A 26,533-nucleotide genomic window follows, 5' to 3' on the forward strand; every position below is an offset into this window, starting at 1 on the left:
TCAGCCGAGGATCGCGCTCACTGCCTCGCGGGCAGCGGCGGTGCTGTCCGTCTTCAGGGCTGCGGCGGCCGCTTCCTTGCACTGATCGAGCGTGACCGTCGCCAGCTTCGACCCCACGTGCGCGACGGCAGCCGATGCCGCTGACAGCGAGGTGATGCCGAGTCCGACCAACACGCAGGCCAGAAGCGGATCGGCAGCGGCCTCACCGCAGACACCAACAGGCTTGCCCGCCTTGGCTCCCGCGGCCGCGGTGTGCGCCACGAGTGCCAATACGGCCGGCTGCCACGGATCGGTCAGGCCGGCGAGCTGAGCGGACATACGGTCGGCGGCCATCGTGTACTGAGCCAGGTCGTTGGTGCCGATCGACAGGAAGTCGACGTGCTCGAGGATGTGTTCGGCGAGCAGAGCGGCGGCGGGGATCTCGATCATGACGCCGGGGGTGAGTCCGCGCTCGCGCACGTCGGCGGCGAAGTCCTTCGCCTCCAGCGCGGTCGCGATCATCGGAGCCATCACCCACGGGAAGGAGTCGGTCGCCTTGGCGGCCGCTGCGATGCCGTCGAGCTGGCGGTACAGAATCCCTCGGTCGGCCTCGGCGATGCGGATGCCGCGGATGCCCAGTGCCGGGTTGGCTTCGTCGGGATGCGTGGCGAACCGAAGTGGCTTGTCCGAGCCTGCGTCGAGAGTTCGCACGACGACCTTCTTGCCCGCGAACGCGTCGAGTACCTGGGCGTAGATCTCGGCCTGCTCGTCGACGGTGGGTTCGGAGTCGCGGTCGAGGAAGCATAGTTCGGTACGAAACAGTCCGACGCCGTCCGCTGCGCTGGACCGTGCTGCGCGAGCACCGGCACCGTCCTGGACGTTGGCCAGAATGTCGACCGCATGGCCGTCGGCGGTGGTACCGGGGCCGACCCACTGGGACACTCGGTCCAGCTCGTCGCGGGCAGAGACGACGGCGGCGCGAGCCGACTCGGCGTCGGGCTCGAGTTCGATGCGGCCGCTGGTGCCGTCGACCGATGCGTTCGTACCCGCGGCGATGTCGTCGAGGCCGGCCACGGCAACGATGCAGGGAATGCCCAGCTGGCGCGCGATGATCGCGGTGTGACTGGTCGGACCGCCCAGCGAGGTGGCCAGTCCCACGATCAGCGCAGGGTCGAGGCCAGCGGTGTCGGCGGGTGCCAGGTCGTCGGCGAACAGCACCGACGGTTCGTCCGGCACCGGAACACCGGGCTCCGGAACGCCGAGGATCTCGGCGATGACGCGATCGCGGATGTCGCGCAGATCGGTCACGCGCTCGGCCATCAGACCGCCGAGCTGGGTGAACATCGCGGCGAACTTCTCGGTCGCCGCCGCCGTTGCGGTGACGGCCGAACTGCCCTTGGCGATCGAGGCGCGCGCAGCTCCGAGCCAACCGCGGTCCGTTGCCATCGCGGCGTTGGCCGACAGTACTTCCGAGGCAGCGCCGGTCGCCAGCTCCGCGCGACCACGCAGTCGAGCGGCGACGGCGTTCGCTGCGGCGTCGAAGACGTCCTTCTCGGCACCTCGATCCGCCTCGGCCACCTCGCCGGTGTCGGCTGGGATGGCGGGACGGGCACCGGGGCGGATCACTCGGCCGTATCCGACGCCGGGCACGACAGGCGTGCCGTGCAGCGTGGTCTGCGCTGCTCCGGTCCCGGCAGCGTCGACTGTCGTGTCTGAGTGTCCGGTCGAAGCGGTGCTAACCGATCCCGTCATGTGGTCCTCCTCGAATCCTGCGTGAACAAAAGGTCTTCGTACTGTTCGGCGAGCTGTGGCGCACTCAATTTCTCGCCTGTGTTGTGACCGAGATTACTCCAAAGTCTTGACATGTCAACACACACGGGCGTAAAACAACATAAAGCAACATCAACATGGAAGGAGACGCAGGTGTACGCAGAAGAACGACAGCACTCCATAGCCGAACTGATCAGCACCCATGGACGCGTCTCCGTCAACGATCTCTCTGCCACCTACGGCGTCACCACAGAAACTGTGCGACGCGACCTCGCCACCCTCGATCGAATGGGCGTCGTGCGCCGCGTCCACGGTGGAGCAGTACCGGCATCGGCGCTGACCACACTCGAACCGGGCGTCTCGGAACGCGAATTCACCCGCGCCGAGCAGAAGGACGCGATCGCGGCCGCCGCGCTGTCCTTCCTGCCGCCGGTAGGGGGCAGCGCCGTGTTCGATGGCGGCACCACAACGGGCCGACTCGCCGGTTTGCTTCCTCACGATCGCGAACTGACGTTGGTGACCAACTCGGTCCCGATCGCCGCTCGCGCCGCGACGATGCCGAGTGTCAGCCTTCGACTGCTCGGCGGTCGGGTACGTGGGACCACTCAGGCGGCTGTCGGCGACGAAGCGCTGAGCGCCCTCGAATGGCTCCGTGTGGACGTCGCGTTCATCGGCACCAACGCCATCAGCGTCGGGCACGGACTGTCCACTCCCGACAGCGACGAGGCAGCAGTCAAGCGTGCCATGGTCGAGGCGGCGAACCACGTTGTGGTGCTAGCGGATTCGTCGAAGATCGGCCGCGAGCACCTGGTCAGCTTCGCCCGAGTGGGCTCCATCGATGTCATCGTCACCGACAGCGACATCTCGACCAACGACCGTAAAAAACTCAGCGACAAAGGAATCGAGGTGGTGATCGCATGATGGTCACACTCACGGCCAACCCGAGCATGGACCGGACGGTCACACTCGACACGCCGCTCGTCCGCGGCGGCGTACACCGGGCATCGACGTCGGCCACCGACCCGGGAGGCAAGGGCGTCAACGTCGCTCGCGTACTCGGCGGATCGGGAGTCGAGGCCCTTGCGGTGCTCCCGGCAAACACCGGAGACCCCCTGCTCGACGCTATGGCCGCGAAGGGAGTGCGGTATTCCGCGGTTCCGACGTCGGGTCCGGCACGGACCAACATCACGGTGAGCGAGGTCGGTGGCACCACCACCAAGATCAACGAGCCCGGTGCCACGGTGTCGGAGCGGACCCGCGCGGAGCTGCGGGAGCGGATCCTCTCTCTCGCAGTCGATGCCGAATGGGTGGTTCTCTCCGGTTCGCTTCCGCCGGGCCTCCCCGTCGACTGGTATGCCGAGCTCGTCACTGCCCTGCGTGCCACGTCGGCGAAAGTTGCCGTGGACACCTCCGACGAGCCACTGCTCGCACTCGCTGCGGCCTTCCCGGCGTCGGCACCCGATCTGATCAAACCCAATTCCGAGGAACTCGCCCAACTTACCGGGTACGATTCCGAAGAGCTGGAAAGCGCAGCGGCGCAGGGTGATCCGACGGCCGCCATCGCAGCCAGCACGATCCTTCTCGGCCGAGGCGTCGGCGCGGTACTGGCCACTCTCGGCAGTGCCGGAGCCGTACTGGTCACCGAGGACGGTTCCTGGTACGCCAGCCCGCCCCCGATCACCGCGGTCAGCACGGTCGGCGCAGGCGATTCCTCGCTCGCCGGCTACATCCTCGCCGATGCCGAGGACTGTTCCGACGCAGACAAACTTCGCCGCGCCGTCGCCTACGGAACGGCAGCAACCGCGCTTCCAGGCACCACGCTTCCACTGCCCGAGCAGACCCACCCGAATTCGGTGACGGTCCGTGCGCTCGACATCCCGACCTCCGTCAGCCCGTCCACGCTCTCCCCTTCTTCGAACCGTCTCTAGGAGCCCGCAATGTCCACCCCCACCGAAGATCAGCAGATCATCGCCGAGGATCTGATCCTCCTCGACGCCGATCTCGGCGAATCCAAGGAAGCCGTCATCGAACGCCTCGCAGGCGTTCTGGCTTCCGCGGGTCGCGCAACCGAGACCGATGCCCTGCGCGACGCCGCTCTGGCCCGCGAAGCGCAGTCGGCAACCGGCCTGCCCGGCGGCATCGCCATCCCGCACTGCCGTTCCGAAGCGGTCACTTCGGCCTCGCTCGGATTCGCCCGGCTGAACCCCAAGGTCGATTTCGGTGCCCCCGACGGCCCGGCCGACCTCGTCTTCCTCATCGCAGCGCCGGCCGGTGCCGGTTCGGCGCACATGAAGTTGCTCTCGAGCCTGGCGCGCGCACTGGTCAAGCCGGAGTTCGTCACCTCGCTGCGCAACGCGTCCTCGGCCGCCGAGATCGTTACCCTCGTCGACGGTGTCATCAACCCTGCCGCCAAGCCCGCAGCGACGACCCCTGCGGCAGCTCCCGTGTCGACTGCCAAGCACAGCGCGGCCGCCACCCCTGCCGAGGCCACCGCGCCCAAGCACATCGTCGCAGTCACCGCCTGCCCCACCGGAATTGCGCACACCTACATGGCTGCCGATTCACTCGTCGCAGCCGGTGAGCGAGCCGGAGTCACGGTTCACGTCGAGACCCAGGGCTCGAGCGGCAGCACGCCGTTGGACCCCTCGATCATCGCCGGAGCCGAGGCAGTCATCTTCGCCACCGATGTGGGCGTCAAGGGCCGCGAGCGTTTCGCCGGAAAGCCGGTCATCTCCTCCGGCGTCAAGCGCGCCATCAACGAGCCCGACGTCATGCTCACCGAAGCCCTACGCGCTGCACTGAACCCGGACGCAGCTCGCGTCGGAGGTACCGCAGTGGCGGCCGGCTCGAACGAGTCCGCAGGCGAACTCGGCTGGGGCACCCGCATCCGCCAGATCCTGCTCACCGGCGTCAGCTACATGATCCCGTTCGTCGCCGCCGGTGGCCTGCTGATCGCCCTGGGCTTCCTGCTCGGCGGATACGAAATCAAGGATGTCGCCGAGGATATCGTCGTCAACAACTCCATCACCTCGCTGCCCGAAGGCGGAATCGCCGCCTACCTCGGTGCCGTGCTCTTCCAGATCGGCGCACTGTCCTTCAGCTTCCTGGTGCCCGCGCTGGCCGGCTACATTTCCTACGCCATTGCCGACAGACCAGGTCTGGCACCAGGATTCACCGCAGGCGCGGTGGCCGTTCTGGTGGGTGCAGGCTTCATCGGCGGTCTCGTCGGTGGCCTGATCGCCGGCTTCGTCGCACTGTGGATCAGCAAGTGGAAGATCCCCACAGTTCTGCGCGGCCTCATGCCCGTCGTCATCATTCCGCTGTTCGCCACCCTCATCGTCGGCGCGATCATGTTCCTGCTGCTCGGCAAGCCACTCGCCGCGATCACCAGCGGACTCACGGACTGGCTCAACGGCCTCAGCGGTTCCTCGGTCATCATCCTCGGCATCATTCTCGGCCTCATGATGTGCTTCGACCTCGGTGGACCGGTCAACAAGGCTGCCTACGCATTCGCCACCGCAGGCCTGTCGGTCACCGATACCGCATCGCTGCGCATCATGGCAGCGGTCATGGCCGCAGGAATGGTGCCGCCTCTGGCCATGGCACTCGCCTCGACCGTTCGCGCACGCCTGTTCACCGAAGCCGAGCGCGAGAACGGCAAGGCTGCATGGTTCCTGGGAGCTGCATTCATCTCCGAGGGCGCAATCCCGTTCGCCGCAGCCGACCCGTTCCGCGTCATCCCCTCGATGATGGCCGGCGGCGCAGTGACCGGCGCGATGATCATGGCGTTCGACGTCACCCTCAGCGCACCCCACGGCGGCATCTTCGTGTTCTTCGCGATCGGAAACATCCTGTGGTTCATTCTCTCGCTGGCGGCGGGCACCATCGTCTCCGCGTTCCTGGTCGTCTCCGCCAAGCAGTTCGTCAAGGGCAAGAACGCCCCGTCGGACGCCGAACTCGATCCCGCACTCGCCACCGTCTGACACTCGCTACGATCGCAACAACCCCACTACGAAGGAGCACCACATGCCCAGCACCACAGTCGCCGTCGGATCCTCGATCGGTCTGCACGCTCGACCCGCAGCACTGATCGCCGACGCCGTCGCCGAAGCCGGCGTGGACGTCACCCTCGCAGTGGCCGACTCGGAGCCGGTGGACGCAGGTTCGGCCCTGATGATCATGACGCTCGGCGCCACCAAGGGCACCGAAGTCACCGTCAGCAGCGACGACCAGGCAGCACACGACAAGGTGGTCGCACTTGTCGAAGCAGACTTGGATGCATAGGTCGTTCCGCAGGCTCCACTCCTGCAACGCCTGAGTCGTTCCGCAGGCTCCACTCCTGCAACGCCTGAGTCGTTCCGCAGGCTCCACTCCTGCAACGCCTGAGTCGTTCCGCAGGCTCCACTCCTGCAACGCCTGAGTCGTTCCGCAGGCTCCACTCCTGCAACGCCTGAGTCGTTCCGCAGGCTCCACTCCTGCAACGCCTAGGTCCAGCTTCTAGCGAGAGCGCATCGATCGCCGGACGGTGAATCCCACCGCTCCGGCGATCAGCACCACACCGGCAGCGACGGCCGCTCGGAATGTCCATTCCGAGTCCGTCGCTGTCGGCGTCTGATCGGGAACGACGGTCGGCGATACCGGCTCCGCAGCAGCAGGTTCGGGCGTGGACGTGTCGAGCGCTACCGCGTCGGGGATCCTCAGGATGGGCGGAAGCGTGGCCTCGGCGGGTCCGAATCCTGCCTCGGATGCGATGAGCAAGGACCCGTCGTCGGTGAAGACCAGTGCCTCGCCCTGCGGCTGATCGGGCAACGGCACCACGGCGCGAGGCGCTATCGGATCGACCAATGCCGACGCGATGTTCCCGTCCGACGGGCGGAAAAGGTAGGCGTCGGTGTAGGTGCGCACTGCGGCGACGGTGCCGTCGGCACTCACCGCTCCCCCGGTCGCCAGTATCGATCCGACCACGAACGGCGGCCCACCGACTGTGTCGGTTGCCGTGAACGCCAGATCTCCGACCTTGCGCATCGGCGTCGGCCCAGGGCTGGTCAGATCGGCGACGGATTGGTCGTCGGCAGGTACGTACACCCCGCTCACGCCCGAGAGTTCCTTCGTGACGATCACCGGCCTACCACCGGGCTCGATCAGTATCGTCTCGGCGTCGTGCGCGCCGTCGGGATAGGTCAGTCGGTACAGTTCGCCCGCACCCGAGGCCGGGTCCATTCGCGTCAATGCCACCGTGTCGCGGCTCATCTGATTGTCGCCGATGTTCGCCAACCACAGCGAGCCGTCGTACGACGTCAAGTCCTCGACATCGTACGGGTCGAGGGGCACGTCGATCCATCGCTGAACCGCGCAGTCGGCACCGAGCACCGCAACCCGATCATCGGCTCCACTGTCACCGATCGCGTACAGGACCCCGTCGATCGAGGTCAGCCCGGACAACTCGTCGAGGCCGGGATCTGTTGGCCGACAATACGTTTCGGTATCGATCGGCGAAGCGAAGGCAGTACCCGAGAACGCGATCGTCGCGGCGACTGCAGCCGCCACCGCTCCGCCCACCACCAATCGTGGCCCCACCGAGGTCAGACGCTGGGCACGGTCGCCGTGAATTCGACGAGCGCTGCCGCAAGCGATTGCGGCACACGAGCTTCCACGCGTGTGCCCTCCTCCTCGTGGGTGGACTTCACGATCCGGCCGTCGGTATGGATTCGTGCGACCAGATCACCACGCGTGTAGGGCACGAGAACGTCGACCAACACGTCCGGCTCGGACAGGATCTCGGCCAGGTGATCTCGCAGGGCGTCGATTCCCTCGCCGGTCTTGGCCGAGACGAACCGAGCGCCGTCGAGCAATCCGCGCAGCTGGGTCAGCTGCACCGGATCGGCTGCGTCGATCTTGTTGACCACCAACAACTCCGGGGGCATCTTCGCATCCTGCTCGCGAACCACCTCGGTGATCACCTCACGCACGGCCTTGATCTGATCGATCGGAAGCGGATCCGATCCGTCGACCACGTGCAGCAGCAGATCTGCATCGGTGACTTCCTCGAGCGTCGAACGGAACGCTTCGACCAACTGAGTCGGAAGGTGCCGAACGAAACCGACGGTATCGGTCAGCACGATCTCGCGACCGTCCTCGAGCGTCGACTTGCGCGTAGTGGGATCGAGGGTGGCGAACAGTGCGTTCTGAACCAACACACCGGATCCGGTCAGCGCATTCAACAGACTCGATTTGCCTGCGTTCGTATACCCCACGATCGCGATCGACGGCACCGTACCGCTCAGGCGCTGTTCGCGTTTGGTGTCGCGGGCCTGCTTCATACCCTTGATCTCGCGACGCAGTTTGGCCATTCGCTCACGGATGCGTCGACGGTCGGTCTCGATCTTCGTCTCACCCGGTCCGCGCAGACCCACACCACCGTTGCTGCCTGCCCGTCCACCGGCCTGCCGCGACATCGATTCGCCCCAGCCGCGAAGCCTGGGCAACATGTATTCCATCTGCGCGAAGGCGACCTGCGCCTTGCCTTCTCGCGAGGTCGCGTGCTGGGCGAAGATGTCGAGGATCAGCGCGGTGCGATCGATGACCTTGACCTTGACGACCTTCTCCAGCGCATTGAGCTGAGCAGGGGTCAGTTCACCATCGCAGATCACCGTGTCGGCGCCGGTCGCGAGGACGATGTCGCGTACCTCCTTGGCCTTACCGGAGCCGATGTACGTCGCGGCATCGGGCTTGTCGCGTCGCTGCATCAGCGCTTCGAGTACCTCCGAGCCGGCGGTCTCGGCCAGTGCAGCCAGCTCGGTCATGCTGGACTCGGCCTGCGCGGCCGTGCCGGTGGTCCAGACTCCGACCAGCACGACGCGTTCGAGGCGCAGCTGCCGGTACTCGACCTCGGTGACGTCGGTGAGCTCGGTGGACAGTCCGGCCACTCGACGTAGCGCGGTGCGATCTTCGAGCTGCATGTCGCCGGAGGACGGGGAGTTCTCGTCGTTCAGCGGAGACCGAGCCAGTCGCCTCGACCACGCGTCGGACTCTTCACGAGTCCAGGCGGATTCGGTTTCGGGAGCACCGTCGATATCGTCGCGACTGTCGTCGACCGGTTCGCCCGCAGGGGATGTTTCATGTGAGTTCGTCATACGAGCTCCATGATCCACGAAAAGCCCAGCGTATGCACGCGGGTTTCGGTCCGGGCGGATGCCGAGGCCGGTGCGATCGTCAGGACTGAGCCTTCAGCCACCGGTCGTCGATCTCGCCGCGGGCCAGCAGCACCGACGGACCGCGCAGAGTGGCTCCGACGTGATCGATGGCCACGCGTACCCGACCGCCGAGCACACCGACGCTCACCTCCCCGGTCTCGAGACCCTCGTAGGACAGCGCGGCCGCGGCCGCCGCCACGGTTCCGGTGCCACACGATCGCGTCTCCCCGACGCCACGCTCGAACACGCGCATCTCGACGCCGCCGTCGTCGAGCCTGGTCAGGATCTCGACGTTCGCACCGTGGGGAAAGAACTCGGTGTCCAGCGTCGGCGGTGCGGACAAGTCCAGAGCGCCGAGAGAAGCGCGCGTCAACGCACCGTCGACACAGGCCAGATGAGGGTTGCCGACGTCGATTCCGACGCCCTCGTACGTTCCGCCCGCGAGGGTCACCGAGCTCGAGCCCATCAGCGTGACGTCACCCATCGCCACGGTGACATCGGCGTCGGTGTCGTCGAACGAGTGGACGGTCACAGCGCGCGCGCCGGCCCGCGAACCCACCACGAACTGGTCACGTTGTTCGAGATCGTGCACCCGCAAGTAGTGCGCGAACACGCGGACACCGTTGCCGCACATCTCGGCAATGGTGCCGTCGCCGTTGCGGTAGTCCATGAACCAGTCCTCGGGCTCGACACCCGTCGGAATTCGGTCGAGTACGCCTGCATCTCGGAGCACACCGGCCCGCGCGACGCGCAGAATTCCGTCGGCACCGAGGCCCTGGCGTCGATCGCACAACACCGAGACCGCCGACCTGGTGAGTTCGAGCTCGGCTGCCGGATCCGGCAGTACGACGAAGTCGTTCTGAGTTCCGTGGCCTTTGGCGAATTCCATGGCCGCGAGTCTACGGGGGTTCGGCTACGAGGGGTCGATCGCAGACAAGGCGTCCGACCTCAGCGTGGGCGAGGCACCGTCGAGCCAACGAACGCGTTCGTCGCGGCGAAACCAGGATCGTTGGCGTCGCACGTAGCGTCTGGTTCCGATGAACGTCCGTTCGCGTGCGAACTCGACGTCGTACTCCCCCGCCAACACGTCGAGAGCCTGCGCGTACCCGATCGCCCGCGACGCGGTGACGCCCTCCCGTAGTCCCGAGGCGAGCAGCCCCTCCACCTCGTCGAGCAGTCCGCTCTCGAACATCAGCCGAGTGCGCTCGGCGATCCGATCGTCCAGTTCTGCTGTGTCGCGGTCGACTCCCAACACCACCGTGCCCCAGCGAGGTGCGCCGATCTTCGGGGCCGAGGCCGCGAACGGCTGCCCGGTCAGCTCCACCACCTCGAGCGCCCGGACCATGCGCCTGCCGTCGGTGGGCAGGATCGATGCGGCAGCCTCGGGATCGGCGGCCGTCAACGCGCGATGGATCTCCTCGACGCCGTCGCGTTCGAGGACTGCTTCCCATTTCGCTCGGACGACGGGGTCGGTGGCCGGAAAGGCCCATTCGTCGAGCAACGACTGCACGTACATCATCGATCCGCCGACGATGATCGGCCGCAGACCCCGCGATCGAATGTCCTCGACGTCGGCGACCGCAGCCGCTTGGTACCGCGCGACGGTAGCGATGTCGGTGACCTCGAGCACATCGAGTTGATGGTGCGGAATTCCGCGCCGCTCCGCGACGGGCAGTTTCGCGGTCCCGATGTCCATCCCCCGGTACTGCTGCATGGCGTCGATATTGACTATTTCGCCGCCGAGTCCCTCGGCCAGATCGAGAGCCAGATCGGATTTGCCTGCGGCAGTCGGCCCGATGACCGCGACCGGAGTCGTGACCGAATCGCTCGCCCCGTCAGTCACGAGCCCAGGTCCCCACGAAGTACCCGACCCCGAAGGGAGCACCTCGGTAGAGCTCGCTCGTCGTTGTCGCATCGGCTCCGGCGAGCGCTGCCAGCACCTGCCATGCCGCTCTGCCGCCGACACCGAGCGATGCGCACAGGTCCGGATCCAGACGCGCCAATGCATCGACATCGGCGCTCGCGAGGGCATCGTCGATCCGGCGCTGGAGCTCCTCGGCGCGCTCGTCGAACGATCCAGGGGCCTTCGGAGTCAGTGTGTTCGCTCCGTCTGCCAGCACCAGAACGCCCCAGCTCTGCGCCGAAGCGTCGATTTCTCGGCGTAGCTCCTCGCCGAACTCGGCGCACCACCCGGGGCTCGCATCGGCCGCGATCGTGCGGACCTCGACCGCATCGTCGGGCGCAGCCACTCCTCGCAGCCACCCCGCGATCAGAACGGCCAGCGGCAGGTCCGGGTCTGCCGCAGTCTGCGCTGTGCCGCCGGACAGGCTCACCACCACATCGACTCCGAAGCCCCGCAACGTGCCGACCGTTGCCTCGCCGTACGTGGACGACGTGCGATCGACGCCGAGGACGATCCAGCGGTCGACCATCGACGCCAAGTGAGTCGTCGCGCTGACGGCGGCGGTCCGAAGATCGGCCGTCTCGGCCGCCCCCGCGCCCATCAATTCGGGGACCAGCAACGGCGGAGAGGGCACCAGGGCCGCGGCACGAAACACGAGCACCACGCTAGTCGCTGGTGCAACTTGGCCGGACGAGTCCACTTCGAGTCGTCTGAGCTGTTTCAATGGTCCGATCGGTCGTCACCTAGTTCAATGGTGTCCAGATCGCGATTGAGGCAGCCGTGACGCGCGGCAGAGATGAGGAACAATGACCGACCCGAACGCCGGCACCCCCACCACCCCCGAGGCTGCGGCCTCGGATGCACCCGCCCAGACCCCCGGTGCCACCGCGCCCGGTGCTGCGAACCACGGCGGACCCAAGCCCGGAGGTGGACCCAAGCCGGGCGGTGGACCGAAGCCCGGTGGAGGACCCAGGCCAGGCGTCCCGGGTCCCGCTTCTCCTCGTCCCGGCGGTTCGGCCGGTGCCAAACCTCACCCGACCCCTCCCACGTCCCCACCGCGATCCCGACGGTCACGCCGGCGAGCGACCCCAGCAAATTCGGCAGAGTCGACGACGACGGCACCGCGTGGGTGACCACCTCGGACGGCGAGCGACAGATCGGGTCCTGGCAGGCCGGAGACGCAGCGGAAGGGCTCGCTCACTTCGGTCGGCGCTACGACGATCTGGCCACCGAGGTCGGTCTGCTCGAAGCTCGATTGACCTCCGGCACGGGCGATGCCAAGAAGACCAAGGCCGCAGCGTCCGCGCTGTTGGAGAGCCTGCCGACTGCGGCAGTGATCGGCGACCTCGACCTGCTCGCCAGGCGACTCGACGCGGTCGTCGAGCATTCGGATGCTGCCGCAGCGGTGGCCAAGCACGAGAAGGAGCTCGAACGGGCCGAACACACGGCACGTAAGGAAGCGCTCGCCGTCGAAGCCGAGCAGATCGGCAGCGAATCGACCCAGTGGAAGCACGCGGGAGACCGGCTACGAGAAATCCTCGACGAATGGAAGACGATCCGCGGGGTCGACCGCAAGATCGACGATGCCCTCTGGAAGCGGTACTCCAAGGCACGGGAGAACTTCAACCGTCGCCGCGGCGCACACTTCGCCGATCTCGATCGTGAGCGCGGTGCGGCCAAGACTCGCAAGGAAGAACTGGTCGACCGAGCCAAGGCCTTGTCGTCGTCCACGGATTGGGGTCCCACCGCAGCGGCGTTCCGCGATCTACTGGTGGAGTGGAAGGCATCCGGTCGTGCGCCACGCGATGCCGACGACGCCCTGTGGAAGAACTTCAAGGCCGCACAGGACGTGTTCTTCGCTGCCCGCAACGCAGCGGCGTCCGAGCGGGATGCCGAGTTCGAGTCCAACGCCGAGGCCAAGGAAGCCCTGCTGGCCAAGACTCACATAGATCCGAGCAAGGATCTCGATGCTGCCCGTTCGGCGCTGCGCGACCTGCAGGACAAGTGGGATGCCATCGGCAAGGTTCCCCGCGAGAAGATGGGGGAGCTCGAGGGCAAACTGAGGGCGATCGAGAAGTCCGTCCACGACGCGGTGGAGTCGCAGTGGCGTCGGTCCGACCCCGAGGCAGTCGCCCGCGCCGCCCAGTTCCGCGAGCGGGTGGCTCAGTTCGAGGATCAGGCCGCGAAGGCGACCGCAGCAGGCAAGACCAAGGACGCCGAGCGTGCGCTCGCACAGGCGCAGCAGTGGCGCGAGTGGGCCGACGCAGCAGAGAGCGCCGTCGACGAGTTGTGATTCGCCGGCAGCACTCCTGACCCGGGGGGCGGCCGATCGGACCTACGGGGCCGAGTGGCCGTCCCACAGTCGCAACTTCTGTTCACCCGACGCGGCGGCGATGCGTCGCTGCTCCTGAGCTGCGAGCTGGGCGTTCGTCTTGTTCCACACGGCCTTGAGCCAGTGGAACGTCAATGCGATGACGGCGATCCACGCGATGATCAGGCCGATTCCCGGTCCGGCACCCTGCAGGTTGTCCGGCACGGTCTGCCGTGTCCAGATCGAGAGCATCCCGTACACCGAGGACACCGCACACCCTGCGAGGGCGGCCCAGGCCAGCGCCCATATCCGGGTGACGAGCGCGAGCACCGACATCACCACACCGAACGTCAGTACCAGCACGACGAAGACGCGCGACGGCAGGGCGATCGATTCGGCAACTGCGGCATCGCTGCCCGTGAGCACGTCGAACCCGCTGGCAGATCCGGTGTGCGGCAACGCGAACGTGACCAACAGGACCAGCACCAGCCCGGCCACGACCATGGCCCGCGCGCCCGGGTCCAGCTCGGTCATCACCGCCCTCTCCGTTCGACCCAGCTCCTCCGCTGATCGAGAGGGTACGACGCGATCGGGTCCGTCTGTGTCTGTCATGCGGTGCATCCTGTCTCTACCGGTAGCGGCGCCGGTGCGCCGATCGAGGGAAGTCCGAGGCCGACGCCGATCGGTGCCGTCTTCGGCATCACCCCACGTTCGTGGGCGTCTCCTGCGGCCGTACGGCGGTGGGTGAGTACGCCGGCATCGGCGATGAGGTGGTACGGGGCGGCCGCAGTGAGTGTGGTCGTGACGACGTCGCCCGGGCGGATCTCGCTCACGCGATCGGCGTCGACTGCGAAGTGCACGAGTCGACCGTCCCTGGCTCGCCCACTCATCCGATGGGTTGCCGCGTTCTTGCGACCTTCACCGGTGGCGACGAGCAGCTCGACCTCGGTACCGATCAGAGCCTGGTTGGCAGCCAGGACGATCTCCTCCTGCAGGGCGATCAATCGCAGGTACCGTTCTTGCACAACTTCTTTGGGCACCTGGTCTGGCATGTCGGCGGCGGGCGTTCCCGGCCGCTTGGAGTACTGGAAGGTGTAGGCGTTCGCGAACTTCGCCCGCCGCACCACGTCGAGGGTCTGCTGGAAATCCTCTTCGGTCTCGCCCGGGAAACCGACGATGATGTCGGTGGTGACAGCCGCGTGCGGCATGGCCGCGCGCACCTTGTCGATGATGCCCATGAACTTGCTCTGCCGGTAGGACCTGCGCATCGCCTTGAGTATTCGATCCGATCCGGACTGCAGCGGCATGTGCAAGGTGGGACAGATGTTCGGGGTGGACGCCATCGCCTCGATGACGTCGTCGGTGAACTCGGCCGGGTGCGGTGACGTGAACCGCACTCGCTCGAGACCCTCGATCGAGCCGCATGCGGTCAGCAGCGACGCGAACGCGCCGCGATCACGAGGCATGTCCGGATCGGCGAACGAGGCACCGTACGCATTGACGTTCTGGCCGAGCAACGTCACCTCGAGTACGCCCTGATCCACCAAAGCCTGCACCTCGGCGAGGATGTCCCCCGGCCTGCGGTCGATCTCCTTGCCGCGCAGGGCCGGGACGATGCAGAACGTGCAGGTGTTGTTGCAGCCCACCGAGATCGACACCCAGCCCGCGTATGCCGATTCGCGCTTCGCCGGCAGGGTCGACGGGAACGCCTCGAGGGACTCCAGGATCTCGACCTGTGCCTGTTCGTTGTGCCGGGCGCGCTCGAGCAATACCGGCAACGACCCGATGTTGTGTGTTCCGAAGACGACGTCGACCCACGGCGCCTTCTCTACGACGGTGTTGCGATCCTTCTGCGCCAGGCAACCCCCCACGGCGATCTGCATGTTGGGGTTCCGCGTCTTCGCGGGCCGCAACATACCCAGGTTGCCGTACAGCTTGTTGTCGGCATTCTCGCGCACCGCGCACGTGTTGAACACGACCAGATCTGCGTCGGTGCCTGCGTCGGCAGGAACGTAGCCCGCTTCCTCGAGCAACCCGGACAACCGCTCCGAATCGTGGACGTTCATCTGACAACCGTGCGTACGCACTTCGTAGCTGCGGGGACTCGTCGCCGACCCGTCGGTGAACGGCACGGGCTCGGAAACCCCATGTTCGGTCACGTCCACGGTCGGAAAAACACTCGTTTGCACCCCTCCAGGGTACGTCCATCGCACCGACCGGCACGCCGGGGTCGAGGGCCCCACCGGGGACTGTCCAGGGCCGATGCAGACCGTCAGTAAAGTTTCCATTACATAATCGAAGATGACGGGCGAAAACACCGGTCGGCGAGGAAACTACGCATAGGGTTTCGATCTATGACGCACGCCACCGACGCGCCGGCATCGACTCCCCCGCCGGGCGCACCTTCGATGATCTCGCTCAAATCCGTCGACAAACATTTCGGTGATCTGCACGTCCTCAAGGACATCAACCTGGAAGTGCCGGCCGGACAGGTCGTCATCGTCGTGGGTCCCTCCGGATCGGGCAAGTCGACCTTGTGCCGAACGATCAACCGGTTGGAACCGATCGATTCCGGTGCCATCGAGGTCGACGGAGATCTACTCCCCGCGGAGGGTAAGGCCCTCGCCGCATTGCGCGCCGACGTGGGCATGGTGTTCCAGTCGTTCAACCTGTTCGCCCACAAGACGATTCTGCAGAACGTCATGCTCGCGCCGATGAAGGTGCGCAAGCAGAAGAAGGACGAGGCAGAGAAGAGCGCGTTGGCTCTGCTCGAGCGCGTGGGTATCGCCAACCAGGCCGACAAGTACCCCGCTCAGCTGTCCGGTGGTCAGCAGCAGCGCGTCGCCATCGCTCGATCTCTCGCCATGAATCCCAAGGTGATGCTCTTCGACGAGCCCACCTCGGCCCTCGACCCCGAAATGGTCAACGAGGTACTCGACGTCATGACCTCACTCGCCAAGGAGGGCATGACAATGCTCGTCGTCACCCACGAGATGGGGTTCGCCCGTAAGGCAGGCGACCGCGTCATCTTCATGGCCGACGGTGCCGTCGTCGAGGACACCGATCCGGAGACGTTCTTCAAATCCCCCAAGTCCGAACGCGCCAAGGACTTCCTCGGCAAGATCCTCGGTCACTGACCCGATTCACCGCTCGTCCCCGTACGCACGACCTATCCGAAGGACATTCACTGTGAGAATCACCCGACCGCTTCGTTTCGGTGTCGCCATCGCCGCTCTCTCCATCGTCGCCACCGCCTGCGGAGGCGGAGAAGAAGCCCGCACCATCTCGAGCAGCGCCGAATCCGGCAACCTCATCGTCGGCATCAAGTTCGACCAGCCCGGCCTCGGCCTGCGCAACCCCGACGGCACGTTCACAGGCTTCGACGTGGAGGTGGCCAAGTACGTCGCCGGTCAGCTCGGCGTCGACGAAGCGAACATCGAGTTCAAGGAAGCTCCCTCGGCGCAGCGCGAGACGCTGATCGAAAACGGTGAGGTCGACTATGTCGTCGCCACCTACTCGATCACCGATACCCGCAAGGAGAAGGTCGGCTTCGCCGGACCGTACTTCGTGGCAGGCCAGTCGTTGCTGGTGAGCCAGGACAACACCGACATCACCGGTGCCGATTCGCTCGAGGGCAAGCGTCTGTGCTCGGTCACCGGCTCCACCCCGGCACAGAACATCGCCGACGAGTACCCCGGTGTCTCGCTCCAGCCGTACGACACTTACTCCGCTTGCGTCGAAGCCCTGCGCAACGGCACCGTCGACGCCGTCACGACCGATGACATCATTCTCGCCGGTTACGCGGCTCAGTCCCCCGGACAGTTCAAGGTGGTCGGGGAGCCCTTCACGACGGAAAACTACGGAATCGGCCTGAACAAGGACGACACCGAGGGCCGCAACCAGATCAACGACGCCATCGAAGAGATGGTCTCGAGCGGTGCCTGGGAGCAGGCGTTCAACGACACCGTCGGCGCCTCCGGCTACCCCCTGCCGGCCGAGCCCACCGTCGACCGCTACTGATCGATGACACCGTCGGTCCGCTGCACTCGGTGTAGCGGACCGACGGGGTCGAACTCGCCGAGCCGTGAGGACCTGAAGCACCTTGAACCTACTGAGCAAGTACGGCGATGAACTGATAGACGCGTTCCTGACGACCATCTACCTCACCCTGGCCTCCTTGGTCGGCGCGTTGGTCATCGGAACGATCATCGCCGCCATGCGGGTCTCCCCCGTTCCAATCGCACGTGGGATAGCCGCGACCTACGTCACTATCTTCCGTAATACCCCGCTTACCCTGATCATCCTGTTCACCTCCTTCGGGCTGTACGGGACAATGGGTGTCTCGCTGGCTTCCGAGACCTCGCCGAACTTCCTCGATGACAACAACTTTCGGTTGGCCATCCTCGGCCTGAGTGTCTACACAGCGTCGTTCGTCGCCGAATCGCTACGGTCGGGAATCAACACGGTTCCGGTCGGTCAGGCCGAGGCAGGCCGCTCACTCGGCATGACGTTCACGCAGAACATCTCCATCGTCGTTCTCCCCCAGGCATTCCGGGCCGTGGTCGGACCTCTCGGCAGCGTCGTGATCGCCCTGACGAAGAACACGACCATCGCATCGGTCATCGGCGTCGCCGAGGCGTCGTTCCTGATGAAGGAGATGATCGAGAACGAGGCCGCCATCTTCGTGGTCGGCGGCATCTTTGCGCTCGGTTTCATGATCCTGACGCTCCCGACCGGGTTGCTGTTCGGCTACATCAGCAAGCGATTGGCGGTGTCATGATGAGTGATGCAGTAGCAGTTCTGTACGACGTCCCGGGTCCGAAAGCGGTACTGCGGTACCGCATCCTGACCGGAGTAGTAGCGGTGATTTCGCTGGGAATCGCCTTCCTCATCTACCAGGCCCTCGATTCCAAAGGTCAGCTGACCGCGGACAAGTGGGATCCGTTCCTCGAATCCACCACGTGGACCACCTACCTGCTTCCCGGCATTCAAGGCACGCTGGTGGCAGCGGCGCTGTCGATCGTGTTCGCCTTGATTCTCGGCGCCGTACTCGGTATCGGCAGGTTGTCCGATCACCGTGTGGTGCGTGGAATCAGCGGCACCTTCGTCGAGGTGTTCCGCGCGGTCCCGGTTCTGATCCTGATGATCTTCTTGTACGCCGTCTACGCCGATTACGAGGTCTTCAAGGTCAAGTACCTGGCCTTGGCGGCGGTGGTCACCGGCCTGACGCTGTACAACGGTTCGGTCATCGCCGAGATCGTGCGAGCAGGCGTCAATTCACTACCCAAGGGCCAGCGCGAGGCGGCGTCGGCGCTCGGAATGCGCAAGAGCCAGGTCATGCTCCTCGTCCTGCTCCCGCAGGCCGTCACTGCCATGCTTCCCGCGATCATTTCGCAGATGGTGGTGGCGCTGAAGGACTCGGCGCTCGGCTATGTCATCGGTTACGTCGAAGTGGTGCGATCCGGTCAACAGGTGGGTGCGTTCTACAGCAACTACCTGCCATCCTTGGTGGTCGTGGCCGTCATCATGATCATCATCAACTCCTCCCTGACCAAGCTCGCCACCGCGGTCGAGAAGAGGCTGAGAACCGGCAAGAGTAAATCCGGTACTCCCGTACCGGCTCCGGATGCCGGCCAGGCGGCCTGATAGCTCTTCGCCGTGACTGGTATCAGTAAGGCCCGCAACACCAGTGGTGTTGCGGGCCTTACTGTTTCTCGACGGCACCGGCTCGAGGTGGACGATCACATGGAGTCGGGGCCGTCGAAGTCTCCGGTGTCGGCACCGACGCGGTCGAGTTCTTCTTTGACCACCGCAAATGCCATTCCTTGCGAGTATCCGCGGCGCGCGAGCATGCCCACCAACTTGCGCACCACCTTGTCTCGATCCGCGCGAGCGTCGGGTCCATTCGGATCGGGCAAATGCAGGGTGCGGAATCGCTTGCGTACCAACTCACCTGCGCGACGGCGTTCGTCCTCGGCATCGATCAGATCCAGTGCATGCACTGCGAGTTCACTACTGACTCCCTTGTTGCGGAGCTCCATGCTCAGTGCACGTTTGCCCTTGCCGGAGTATTTGTGCCGAGATTGAACCCATTGCTGCGCGAACGATTCGTCGTCGACCAGTTTGGCCTTCTCGAGCCGGTCGAGAACGGCGTTCGCGATCTCGGTGGTGAAACCCTTCTTGGCCAGGCTGGCTTCGAGTTCGTGCCTGCTGCGCGCTCGGTCGGTCAGCAGCCGAAGGCAGACATCTTTCGCCTGTGCCTCGGTGCCGCCGCCTTCGTCTCGCTGCTGCACAGCGACGACAGGTTAGAAGTCGACCGGAGCAGCTGCGGGCTCTTCTGCGGTGACGTCCGCGCCGATCTGCAGCTTCTCCATGATCTTCTTCTCGATCTCGTCCCGCACGTCCGGGTTCTCGAGCATGAACTTGCGGGCGTTCTCCTTGCCCTGGCCGAGCTGGTCCCCTTCGTAGGTGAACCACGAACCCGACTTACGGATGAAGCCGTGCTCGACGCCCATGTCGATCAACGAGCCTTCGCGGCTGATGCCCTTGCCGTAGATGATATCGAACTCGGCCTGCTTGAACGGCGGCGCAACCTTGTTCTTGACCACCTTGACCCGGGTGCGGTTACCGATGGCGTCGGTTCCGTCCTTCAGAGTCTCGATGCGGCGGATGTCGAGGCGCACCGAGGCGTAGAACTTCAATGCCTTACCACCGGTGGTGGTTTCGGGAGAGCCGAACATGACGCCGATCTTCTCGCGCAGCTGGTTGATGAAGATGACGGTGGTACCGGAGTTGCTCATGGCACCGGTGATCTTGCGCAACGCCTGGCTCATCAGGCGGGCCTGCAGACCCACGTGACTGTCGCCCATCTCGCCCTCGATCTCGGCGCGCGGTACCAATGCCGCCACCGAGTCGATCACGAGGATATCGAGAGCACCCGAACGGATCAGCATGTCGGCGATCTCGAGAGCCTGCTCACCGGTATCGGGCTGCGACACCAGCAGTGCATCGGTGTCGACACCGAGCTTCTTCGCGTAGTCGGGATCCAGTGCGTGCTCGGCGTCGATGAAGGCGGCGATGCCGCCGGCGCGCTGAGCACTGGCCACCGCGTGAAGGGCGACGGTGGTCTTACCCGAGGATTCCGGACCGTAGACCTCGATGACACGTCCACGCGGCAACCCTCCGATGCCGAGTGCCACATCGAGCGCGATCGATCCCGTGGGGATGACGGCAATGGGCTGGCGGACCTCGTCGCCGAGGCGCATCACCGAACCCTTGCCGAAGTTCTTGTCGATCTGCGCGAGTGCGAGATCGAGTGCTTTGTCGCGATCGTATGCAGCCATCGTGAGCTCCCTGTGTCGTGTCGTTCAGCTGTGTCGTGTCGATCAGCTTTGTCGTCGGTAACGCTAGATCGGGGTACCGACAAGAAGTTTCTCGAAACCGCCCGGCAACCGTTGACACAAGCATAGGGGAACACGTGTTCGAGTCAACTACCGCAGCAATCGACACGCCGAGAGGATCGTAAGGACCCGAGGAGCTACCAGCGTTCTCTCGGCACATCGAACTCGTAACAGATCGATCGCCACACTTCGCGTGGATCCACGCCGTCCTCGATGGCCTGCGCTCCGGTTCGACCTATACCGGACAGCACGTGATCGGTCAGCAGGGAATCACCACGAACGGAGCCGAACTCCTCGGTGAGCAGTTCACGAAATTCGGTCAGACGCACAACGACAACCCTAACGCCCGCGCCGTGGCGTGCTGCGGGCGAGCACCCGATGACAGACGGACACCGGATCCTCGACGGACTGCGCCCCGTCCGCCGCCGTCTCCGCTGCTCGGGCGAAGCCCGGATCGGACAGCACGGTGGCCACCGCGTCGGCGATCGAGGCCGGCGTAGCGGGTCGTACGATGACGGCACTCCCCTGCCGGGCGGCCCGATTCGCCAGCTCCCATTGATCACCACCTCCGGGGACGGTCACCACCGGAACGCCGTGGATGAGTGCCTTGGCCAGCATGCCGTGGCCACCGCCACACACCACCACATCGGCATGTCGCAGAAGTTCGTCCTGGCGGCCCAGGCCTGCGTTCGCCCAGTTCGGGAGTACGTGCGGGCCTCCATCGAGAACGGACGCCACGACCCGAACTCCCTTGCCGTCCAACCCTTTCAAAGTCATCTCGAGCATTCCCTCCGCCCCGGTGAACGCTGTCGACGGCGCGACCATCACCAGCGGTGACGAGCCGTCGGGAGCATCGAGCAGGTCGTCCGTCGGTTCCCACAGGAGCGGGCCGACCACGTGTGCGTCCTGCGGCCAGTCGGGACGGTGCACCTCGAGCGCGGGAATGGTGGCGACGAGCCGAGCAGCCGGGCCCGGATCCTCGGCAGGCAGCCCGATGCTCGTCCGTGCGCTTGACCGCTGAGCTCGCCCCTGAGCGATCGAGCGTGCCGTCAACGCGCGCATCACGGTGTCGCGCAGCCTGCCGCGAACCCCGGTCCCCGGAGCCAGGCCACTTCCGATGGGAGGCAACCCTTTCGAGGGCGAATACAGTGGATGGGGCGAGAGTTCGACCCAGGTGATACCGAGCCGCTCGGCGGCCATACCGCCGCCTGCGGTCAGGATGTCGGACACGACGAGATCGACGTTCTCCCGCTCGAGGTCGGGCAGCAACTCGGTCGAGACGAACGCCGCCCGTGAGTGGATGCGTTGTCCGGCATCGAGATCGTCGTCCTCCGGCCGCGGTGCAAGGCCACCCAACGGAAGCGCCCGCAGCCCCGCGGCATGCGCGTCGGGCACCCACCGGCTACCGGTGAAGAGGATCGGTTCGTCGCCTGCCGCGCGGAAGAGCAGAGACAGCGCGATTGCCGGAAAAGCATGCCCCGGATCGGGCCCGGCCACCACTGCTACTCGCACGAATACAGCGTGCCACACTCGAGCCGTGCCGCTCGACGTGTGCCGAGATCAGGTCGTGAGAGTCGGCCCGAACCTGTGCGGCGATCGGTCGAGATCGCGTTCGACGCAGCCTCGTTCACGCACTCTCGGGCCGGAGGTAACTGTCGACCGCATACGCCATCTCGCGTGTCACCTCGGTACCGGAGACACGCTCGGACACCATCTCCGCCGACTGCACCGCGGACTGCACCATCAGCAGCACCAGCGTGGCCAGAGTGGTGGGATCCCCCGCACGAATCGAGGAATCACGTTGTCCGGCAACGACCAGAGAAGACAGTGCGTCGATGATCAACGACTGACTGGTTCCGAGTCGATGCAGAATGTAGGTGGCCAACACGTCGGAATCGGAACGCAGAATCTTCACGAACAGCGGATGGAGTCGGATGCGGTCGGCAACTTCGCCGACGGCAGTCACGATCTGATCGCGAGCCGACGCGGTGGCGTCGAAACTCGGAATCAGGGCGCCGATCTCACGAGTGAGCAGGCTCGACACCACTGCTCGCGTATCGGCCCATCTCCTGTAGACGGTCGGCCTGCTGACCTTGGCACGACGCGCGATCTCGGCCAAGGTCGTGCGCTTGACTCCGTGTTCGAGGATGCAGGACCGGGCCGCGTCGAGAACGGTGTCCTCGACCGACTTCTCGGGAGCACCGGTTGGGGAGGGCGACTGCGGGGGCTCGGACGAGACAGGACTCGACACCGGCTGCTCGATCACGTGCCACCCTTCGCAATTCAGACAAAAGGACTGTATTTCCAGCGATAACAATCTCTTTCGTTACAGTACCTCACGGTTACACGCACATTGGGCCCGCAAATCACCGGTAACACTCATGCGCAATGTACGCCGGAGGCATCCGGCGATGAATCGTCTCGGTCACCACCACGGCCATCGTCAACCCTGGCAAGCTGATCGATGTGATCGACGAATCGTTGCAACCGTGACCCGATCGGTGACGGTGTTGACCAATCCGATGGCCGGAGGTGGGCGCGCAGGGCACGCCGGACGGCGCGCCGTGGCGCGCCTGAGGGAGCGAGAACTTCACGTCACGGCCATCGAAGGCCGCACACCAGGAGATGCGCTGACATTGCTCGAGAAGGCCGTCGGCAGCGGTACGGACGCCGTGGTCGCCGTCGGCGGCGACGGGCTCGTCAATCTCGTCGTTCAAGTGCTCGCCGGCACCGACGTTCCGATGGGCCTCATCCCGGCCGGCACCGGCAACGATCTGGCCCGGACTCTGGGCCTGCCTCGCGACGATGCTGCCCATGCAGCCGACATTGTCGCCGACAACGTCACGCGCGCAATCGATCTCGGCCGGATCGGCGAGCGCTGGTTCGCCACCGTCCTGTCCAGTGGTTTCGACTCTCTGGTCACCGAGAGGGCCAAGCGACTGCGTTGGCCGCGCGGACCTCTCCGGTACAACGCGGCCATGATGCTACAGCTGGCGTCACTGGAAAAGCTCCCGTACGTCATCGAACTGGACGATGCCGAACTTCGCCTCGACGCCACCTTGGTCGCGGTCGGAAACGGCAGGAGCTACGGAGGCGGCATGGTCGTGTGCCCTGCCGCGCGGGTGGACGACGGTCTGCTCGATGTCACCGTCGTTCGCGCGGTGAGTCGGACGCGACTGCTCGGACTGTCGCCGACTCTCTATCGGGGAACACACATCGACTTGCCGGAGGTCGACACCTACACCTCGACGCAGGTCACGCTGCGGTGCGACGGAATCGTCGCCTATTCGGACGGGGAACGTGTCGCAGAACTACCTGTTACCGCACGTTGCGTGTCGCGGGCACTTCGAGTGTTCGTAGATCAGGTTTCTGCGTCTCGTGGGTGACCGGTACCGCCGCGTCAGAACTTCAGCGACGAGCGATCGTCGTTCGACGAGATCGCCTTGTACAGCCACACCAGTCCCAACACGATCGCGCCGGCCACCACCAGCCAGAAGACACCCTTGATGATGGTGCCCAGAAGCGCGAGCGCAATCCAGATCAGAACGATGAATCCCAGTACTTTCCAGAACATGAGTGCTCCTACCGTGTCGCCGCGCACCGTGTCGTATCGCGTACTTCGATACTGTCACCAGGGCGCGACGAACACATCGGGGTGAACCCTGAATTGTCTCAGCGGTGCCGCGACCGGATCTGGTCGATCTCGGTGAGCGCCTCGGCCCATCCCTGCAGTCGATCCGTCGCCGACAGCAGCTCGCGTCGATGCGATTCCACGACCGTCGTCGACGCCGATCCGGCCGGTCCGGTCATCCGCGCGGCCGCTGCGACGAGCTGCTCGTACTGATCGACCCCGGTAGCGAGTTCGGCTGCAGCCGAAGCTATTCCGTTGCTCAGGTGTTCGCGGGTCACAGCGCTCGCCGCCCCCGCACGTTCCAGAGCGGCGATGTCGACGGCGACTCCTTCGAGACCGCGGGCTGCATCGGAGGTCACCGCGATCATCTCCTCGACGTCGTCGGCACCGATCGTCTCGGACCTCGCCAGGATCCCCAGCAGCTCGAACAGACTCTGCTCGGCACCGGCCAGTCGGGTCATCGACTCGTATGCGGCAGATCCGCGCTGCGGCGACACGCGCTTGGTCGGTAGGCCCACGGGGACCGGTTGAGCCCGAAGACGCCGCAACCGCGTCACCGCAAATGCCGCCGGGACGGCCATGAGGGCAGCACCACCGCCGCCCACGAACAGAGTCCACTCCGGTGCCGACAACACCGCCATCCCCGCAGTTCCCACCGCTGTAGTCGTGGACGCGGCTCCGAACCTGATTCCGCGTCGCCTGGCGCGGCGAATCTTCTTCAGATGCTTGACGCGGGGGTCCTTCCGACGTCCTGCAGCGTCGAGAATCGAGGTCCCGACGCTACGAGCGGACTCCGCCAGAGACCTGACCACTGCACCGGACTCGGTGACGGCCGCGGTCACGGACTCTCGATCGAGCGAAACGGCCGGCCGCTTACGCGACCGGCCGGATTCGTGATCTCTTCTACCCATGTCGACGCTGCTGTCGGACGACCGAGGTGTTCGTCAGGTCGATCTACGCCTGAGCCGGGGGCTCGGGCGTCGCGTCCGGGGACTTGGCGATCGACGGCTTCGCCGCGGCATTGCCGGACGGCAGCGAGTCGCCTGCCATCGATGCGCGGATCTGCTCCAAGCGACTGTGGCCCGCCATCTGCACGGATGCCTGCTGGACCTCCATCATGCGACCGGAGACCGTGTTCTGCGCCAGCTCCGCCGATCCCAGGGCATCTGCGTAGCGACGTTCGATCTTGTCGCGCACAGCGTCGAGGCTCGGGGTGTTGCCGGGCGCGGACAGGGTGCTGTCCATCGACCGAAGGGATTCGCTGACCTTCTCCTGCATCTTCGCCTGCTCGAGCTGGCTGAGCAGCTTCGTGCGTTCTGCGACCTTCGACTGCAGAGCCATGGCGTTCTGCTCGACGGCCTTCTTGGCCTGGGTGGCCGCCTGCAGGGACTGGTCGTGCAGGACCTTGAGGTCCTCGACGCTCTGCTCGGCGGTCACCAGCTGCGCAGCGAATGCCTCGGCTGCGTTCGTGTACTGCGTGGCCTTCTCGATGTCGCCTGCGGTGGCGGCCTGATCGGCCAGCGTCACCGCTTGCCGAGCGTTCGCGTTGAGCTTCTCGACCTCGTCCAGCTGCCGGCTGAGCTTCATTTCGAGCTGGCGCTGATTACCGATGACGGACGCGGCCTGCTGGGACAGTGCCTGATGCTGCCGCTGCGCGTCTTCGATCGCCTGCTGAATCTGAACTTTGGGGTCGGCCTTCTCGTCGATCTTGGAATTGAAGAGCGCCATCATGTACTTCCAGGCTTTGACGAAAGGATTAGCCATGGGGTGGTCCTGCCTCCATCTGTTGCGCCGCGGTGGCCGCGTACGGGTCGGCTGCTCTCGCAGTGACCGAAATGAACCTGTCCGTGCTGTGAAAGTCGGGTGCGTGGTCTGGAGTGGAACTGGGTACTTTTCCGATCTTAGGCGGCGGCGAGAGCTCTGGCAGCAGGTGCCGGAATCACGACGCGAGTCTCGCCGTCGATACGGGTGGCGACAGCCGCGTCGTCGAGCCGCGCGGCCGCGGTGGAGGCGTCGGACAGTGTCACGCTGACATCGCTCATGACGTCCGAGAGAGGGACGGCGAGGGCGTCGCAGATCGCGGCGAGGAGTTCGCTCGACGCCTCCTTGCGACCGCGTTCCACCTCGGAGAGGTATCCGAGGCTCACGCGTGCGGTGTTCGAGACTTCACGCAGGGTTCGGCTCTGTGCGACGCGAGTACGCCGCAGACTGTCGCCGAGTGCTTCACGCAATAGCAGCGCCATCTCGCTCCTCCTCGTTGGTGTTCGTGCCGACGACTGTGCCGCCGAGACGACAACGTTCATATCTCGTTCGTCCGAAGCCGTCACGATGTTCAACGTCCCAGCC

26 protein-coding genes and 1 pseudogene are annotated in these 26,533 nt (G+C 65.4%); 10 read left to right on the forward strand and 17 right to left on the reverse strand.

Features of this window, described 5'->3' with window-relative positions; genetic code table 11:
* Window positions 1–1,731, reverse strand: a complete 1,731-nt coding sequence (gene ptsP / locus AYK61_RS05140; RefSeq protein WP_259467936.1) for a phosphoenolpyruvate--protein phosphotransferase — start codon at window positions 1,729–1,731, stop codon at window positions 1–3.
* Between the two features lie 171 nt (window positions 1,732–1,902).
* On the opposite strand from ptsP, the gene AYK61_RS05145 reads away from it, so the two are divergent.
* From AYK61_RS05145 to AYK61_RS05160, 4 genes are read left to right on the forward strand one after another with little or no spacing between them, the layout of a single operon-like run.
* On the forward strand, window positions 1,903–2,670 hold the full coding sequence (locus AYK61_RS05145; protein WP_121870050.1) for a DeoR/GlpR family DNA-binding transcription regulator: 768 nt from the start codon (window positions 1,903–1,905) through the stop codon (window positions 2,668–2,670).
* Window positions 2,667–3,677: a 1-phosphofructokinase family hexose kinase gene (locus AYK61_RS05150; RefSeq protein WP_121870051.1), complete on the forward strand. Its 1,011-nt coding sequence runs from the start codon at window positions 2,667–2,669 to the stop codon at window positions 3,675–3,677. Before AYK61_RS05145 ends, AYK61_RS05150 begins: the two co-directional genes overlap by 4 nt.
* A 9-nt stretch (window positions 3,678–3,686) precedes the next feature.
* The gene (locus tag AYK61_RS05155; protein ID WP_121870052.1) at window positions 3,687–5,732 is read left to right on the forward strand and encodes a fructose-specific PTS transporter subunit EIIC; all 2,046 of its coding nucleotides are present in this window, start codon (window positions 3,687–3,689) and stop codon (window positions 5,730–5,732) included.
* A 43-nt stretch (window positions 5,733–5,775) separates the two neighbouring features.
* Entirely contained in the window at window positions 5,776–6,033 is a 258-nt protein-coding gene (locus AYK61_RS05160) for an HPr family phosphocarrier protein (protein ID WP_032397893.1), read from the forward strand.
* Window positions 6,034–6,246: 213 nt separating this feature from the next.
* On the opposite strand, the gene AYK61_RS05165 is transcribed toward AYK61_RS05160, so the two are convergent.
* The 5 genes from AYK61_RS05165 to AYK61_RS05185 all read right to left on the reverse strand — a co-directional run bounded on the left by AYK61_RS05165 (window position 6,247) and on the right by AYK61_RS05185 (window position 11,500).
* Entirely contained in the window at window positions 6,247–7,326 is a 1,080-nt protein-coding gene (locus AYK61_RS05165; RefSeq protein WP_121870053.1) for a hypothetical protein, read from the reverse strand.
* Between the two features lie 5 nt (window positions 7,327–7,331).
* Window positions 7,332–8,882: a GTPase HflX gene (gene hflX / locus AYK61_RS05170; protein ID WP_220709105.1), complete on the reverse strand. Its 1,551-nt coding sequence runs from the start codon at window positions 8,880–8,882 to the stop codon at window positions 7,332–7,334.
* Window positions 8,883–8,961: 79 nt separating this feature from the next.
* A complete protein-coding gene (dapF, locus tag AYK61_RS05175) occupies window positions 8,962–9,831 on the reverse strand; it encodes a diaminopimelate epimerase (protein ID WP_121870054.1) in 870 nt (289 codons plus the stop codon).
* Between the two features lie 24 nt (window positions 9,832–9,855).
* Entirely contained in the window at window positions 9,856–10,785 is a 930-nt protein-coding gene (gene miaA, locus AYK61_RS05180) for a tRNA (adenosine(37)-N6)-dimethylallyltransferase MiaA (RefSeq protein ID WP_121870055.1), read from the reverse strand.
* On the reverse strand, window positions 10,778–11,500 hold the full coding sequence (locus AYK61_RS05185) for a class III extradiol dioxygenase subunit B-like domain-containing protein (protein WP_183130163.1): 723 nt from the start codon (window positions 11,498–11,500) through the stop codon (window positions 10,778–10,780). The genes miaA and AYK61_RS05185 overlap by 8 nt, the downstream gene beginning before the upstream one ends.
* 151 nt (window positions 11,501–11,651) lie before the next feature.
* Between AYK61_RS05185 and AYK61_RS05190 the strand changes: the two are divergent.
* Window positions 11,652–13,138 (forward strand): annotated as a pseudogene (locus tag AYK61_RS05190) (DUF349 domain-containing protein).
* A 42-nt stretch (window positions 13,139–13,180) separates the two neighbouring features.
* Here the strand turns inward: AYK61_RS05190 and AYK61_RS05195 are convergent.
* A complete protein-coding gene (locus AYK61_RS05195) occupies window positions 13,181–13,768 on the reverse strand; it encodes a hypothetical protein (RefSeq protein ID WP_237669423.1) in 588 nt (195 codons plus the stop codon).
* Entirely contained in the window at window positions 13,765–15,288 is a 1,524-nt protein-coding gene (gene miaB / locus AYK61_RS05200) for a tRNA (N6-isopentenyl adenosine(37)-C2)-methylthiotransferase MiaB (protein ID WP_121872457.1), read from the reverse strand. The genes AYK61_RS05195 and miaB overlap by 4 nt, the downstream gene beginning before the upstream one ends.
* A 276-nt stretch (window positions 15,289–15,564) precedes the next feature.
* Here miaB and AYK61_RS05205 point away from each other — a divergent pair, with 276 nt between their 5' ends.
* The 4 genes from AYK61_RS05205 (at window position 15,565) to AYK61_RS05220 (ending at window position 18,802) form a co-directional block, all read left to right on the forward strand.
* On the forward strand, window positions 15,565–16,293 hold the full coding sequence (locus AYK61_RS05205) for an amino acid ABC transporter ATP-binding protein (protein ID WP_170944851.1): 729 nt from the start codon (window positions 15,565–15,567) through the stop codon (window positions 16,291–16,293).
* Window positions 16,294–16,345: 52 nt separating this feature from the next.
* Window positions 16,346–17,176, forward strand: coding sequence for a glutamate ABC transporter substrate-binding protein (locus tag AYK61_RS05210; RefSeq protein WP_121870056.1), 831 nt, complete (start codon window positions 16,346–16,348; stop codon window positions 17,174–17,176).
* A gap of 82 nt (window positions 17,177–17,258) precedes the next feature.
* Complete coding sequence (locus AYK61_RS05215) at window positions 17,259–17,936, forward strand: amino acid ABC transporter permease (RefSeq protein WP_121870057.1); 678 nt, start codon at window positions 17,259–17,261, stop codon at window positions 17,934–17,936.
* The gene (locus AYK61_RS05220) at window positions 17,936–18,802 is read left to right on the forward strand and encodes an amino acid ABC transporter permease (RefSeq protein ID WP_121870058.1); all 867 of its coding nucleotides are present in this window, start codon (window positions 17,936–17,938) and stop codon (window positions 18,800–18,802) included. The genes AYK61_RS05215 and AYK61_RS05220 overlap by 1 nt, the downstream gene beginning before the upstream one ends.
* Before the next feature lie 95 nt (window positions 18,803–18,897).
* Here the strand turns inward: AYK61_RS05220 and AYK61_RS05225 are convergent, their stop codons facing one another.
* From AYK61_RS05225 to AYK61_RS05245, 5 genes are all read right to left on the reverse strand, one after another.
* A complete protein-coding gene (locus AYK61_RS05225; RefSeq protein WP_121870059.1) occupies window positions 18,898–19,449 on the reverse strand; it encodes a regulatory protein RecX in 552 nt (183 codons plus the stop codon).
* A 12-nt stretch (window positions 19,450–19,461) separates the two neighbouring features.
* Window positions 19,462–20,499: a recombinase RecA gene (gene recA, locus AYK61_RS05230; RefSeq protein WP_008716921.1), complete on the reverse strand. Its 1,038-nt coding sequence runs from the start codon at window positions 20,497–20,499 to the stop codon at window positions 19,462–19,464.
* Between the two features lie 194 nt (window positions 20,500–20,693).
* Window positions 20,694–20,885, reverse strand: coding sequence for a DUF3046 domain-containing protein (locus AYK61_RS05235; RefSeq protein WP_032397886.1), 192 nt, complete (start codon window positions 20,883–20,885; stop codon window positions 20,694–20,696).
* A gap of 10 nt (window positions 20,886–20,895) precedes the next feature.
* A complete protein-coding gene (locus AYK61_RS05240; protein WP_183130164.1) occupies window positions 20,896–22,068 on the reverse strand; it encodes a glycosyltransferase in 1,173 nt (390 codons plus the stop codon).
* 115 nt (window positions 22,069–22,183) lie between these two features.
* Window positions 22,184–22,822, reverse strand: coding sequence for a TetR/AcrR family transcriptional regulator (locus AYK61_RS05245; RefSeq protein WP_259467937.1), 639 nt, complete (start codon window positions 22,820–22,822; stop codon window positions 22,184–22,186).
* 223 nt (window positions 22,823–23,045) lie between these two features.
* Here AYK61_RS05245 and AYK61_RS05250 point away from each other — a divergent pair, with 223 nt between their 5' ends.
* Entirely contained in the window at window positions 23,046–23,942 is an 897-nt protein-coding gene (locus AYK61_RS05250; RefSeq protein WP_259467938.1) for a diacylglycerol kinase, read from the forward strand.
* A 14-nt stretch (window positions 23,943–23,956) separates the two neighbouring features.
* On the opposite strand, the gene AYK61_RS27230 is transcribed toward AYK61_RS05250, so the two are convergent.
* The 4 genes from AYK61_RS27230 to AYK61_RS05270 form a co-directional block, all read right to left on the reverse strand.
* Window positions 23,957–24,130, reverse strand: coding sequence for a hypothetical protein (locus AYK61_RS27230; protein ID WP_037190120.1), 174 nt, complete (start codon window positions 24,128–24,130; stop codon window positions 23,957–23,959).
* A gap of 98 nt (window positions 24,131–24,228) precedes the next feature.
* Complete coding sequence (locus tag AYK61_RS05260; RefSeq protein WP_259467939.1) at window positions 24,229–25,098, reverse strand: phage shock envelope stress response protein PspM; 870 nt, start codon at window positions 25,096–25,098, stop codon at window positions 24,229–24,231.
* Between the two features lie 43 nt (window positions 25,099–25,141).
* Window positions 25,142–25,951: a PspA/IM30 family protein gene (locus tag AYK61_RS05265; RefSeq protein WP_094615295.1), complete on the reverse strand. Its 810-nt coding sequence runs from the start codon at window positions 25,949–25,951 to the stop codon at window positions 25,142–25,144.
* Between the two features lie 137 nt (window positions 25,952–26,088).
* Window positions 26,089–26,430, reverse strand: a complete 342-nt coding sequence (locus tag AYK61_RS05270) for a helix-turn-helix domain-containing protein (RefSeq protein ID WP_121870061.1) — start codon at window positions 26,428–26,430, stop codon at window positions 26,089–26,091.
* Window positions 26,431–26,533: the final 103 nt, after the last annotated feature.

Origin of the sequence: Rhodococcus sp. SBT000017 (assembly GCF_003688915.1) — a bacterium.
Classification (GTDB): Bacteria; Actinomycetota; Actinomycetes; order Mycobacteriales; family Mycobacteriaceae; genus Rhodococcoides.

Coding starts and splice junctions, on each gene's coding strand:
- AYK61_RS05155 (WP_121870052.1), top strand. CDS start 3,687: ATGTCCACCCCCACCGAAGATCAGCAGATCATCGCCGAGGATCTGATC.
- AYK61_RS05195 (WP_237669423.1), bottom strand. CDS start 13,768: ATGACAGACACAGACGGACCCGATCGCGTCGTACCCTCTCGATCAGCG.
- AYK61_RS05220 (WP_121870058.1), top strand. CDS start 17,936: ATGAGTGATGCAGTAGCAGTTCTGTACGACGTCCCGGGTCCGAAAGCG.
- AYK61_RS05265 (WP_094615295.1), bottom strand. CDS start 25,951: ATGGCTAATCCTTTCGTCAAAGCCTGGAAGTACATGATGGCGCTCTTC.
- AYK61_RS05150 (WP_121870051.1), top strand. CDS start 2,667: ATGATGGTCACACTCACGGCCAACCCGAGCATGGACCGGACGGTCACA.
- AYK61_RS05260 (WP_259467939.1), bottom strand. CDS start 25,098: ATGGGTAGAAGAGATCACGAATCCGGCCGGTCGCGTAAGCGGCCGGCC.
- ptsP (WP_259467936.1), bottom strand. CDS start 1,731: ATGACGGGATCGGTTAGCACCGCTTCGACCGGACACTCAGACACGACA.
- AYK61_RS05205 (WP_170944851.1), top strand. CDS start 15,565: ATGATCTCGCTCAAATCCGTCGACAAACATTTCGGTGATCTGCACGTC.
- recA (WP_008716921.1), bottom strand. CDS start 20,499: ATGGCTGCATACGATCGCGACAAAGCACTCGATCTCGCACTCGCGCAG.
- dapF (WP_121870054.1), bottom strand. CDS start 9,831: ATGGAATTCGCCAAAGGCCACGGAACTCAGAACGACTTCGTCGTACTG.
- hflX (WP_220709105.1), bottom strand. CDS start 8,882: ATGACGAACTCACATGAAACATCCCCTGCGGGCGAACCGGTCGACGAC.
- AYK61_RS05160 (WP_032397893.1), top strand. CDS start 5,776: ATGCCCAGCACCACAGTCGCCGTCGGATCCTCGATCGGTCTGCACGCT.
- AYK61_RS27230 (WP_037190120.1), bottom strand. CDS start 24,130: ATGTTCTGGAAAGTACTGGGATTCATCGTTCTGATCTGGATTGCGCTC.
- AYK61_RS05270 (WP_121870061.1), bottom strand. CDS start 26,430: ATGGCGCTGCTATTGCGTGAAGCACTCGGCGACAGTCTGCGGCGTACT.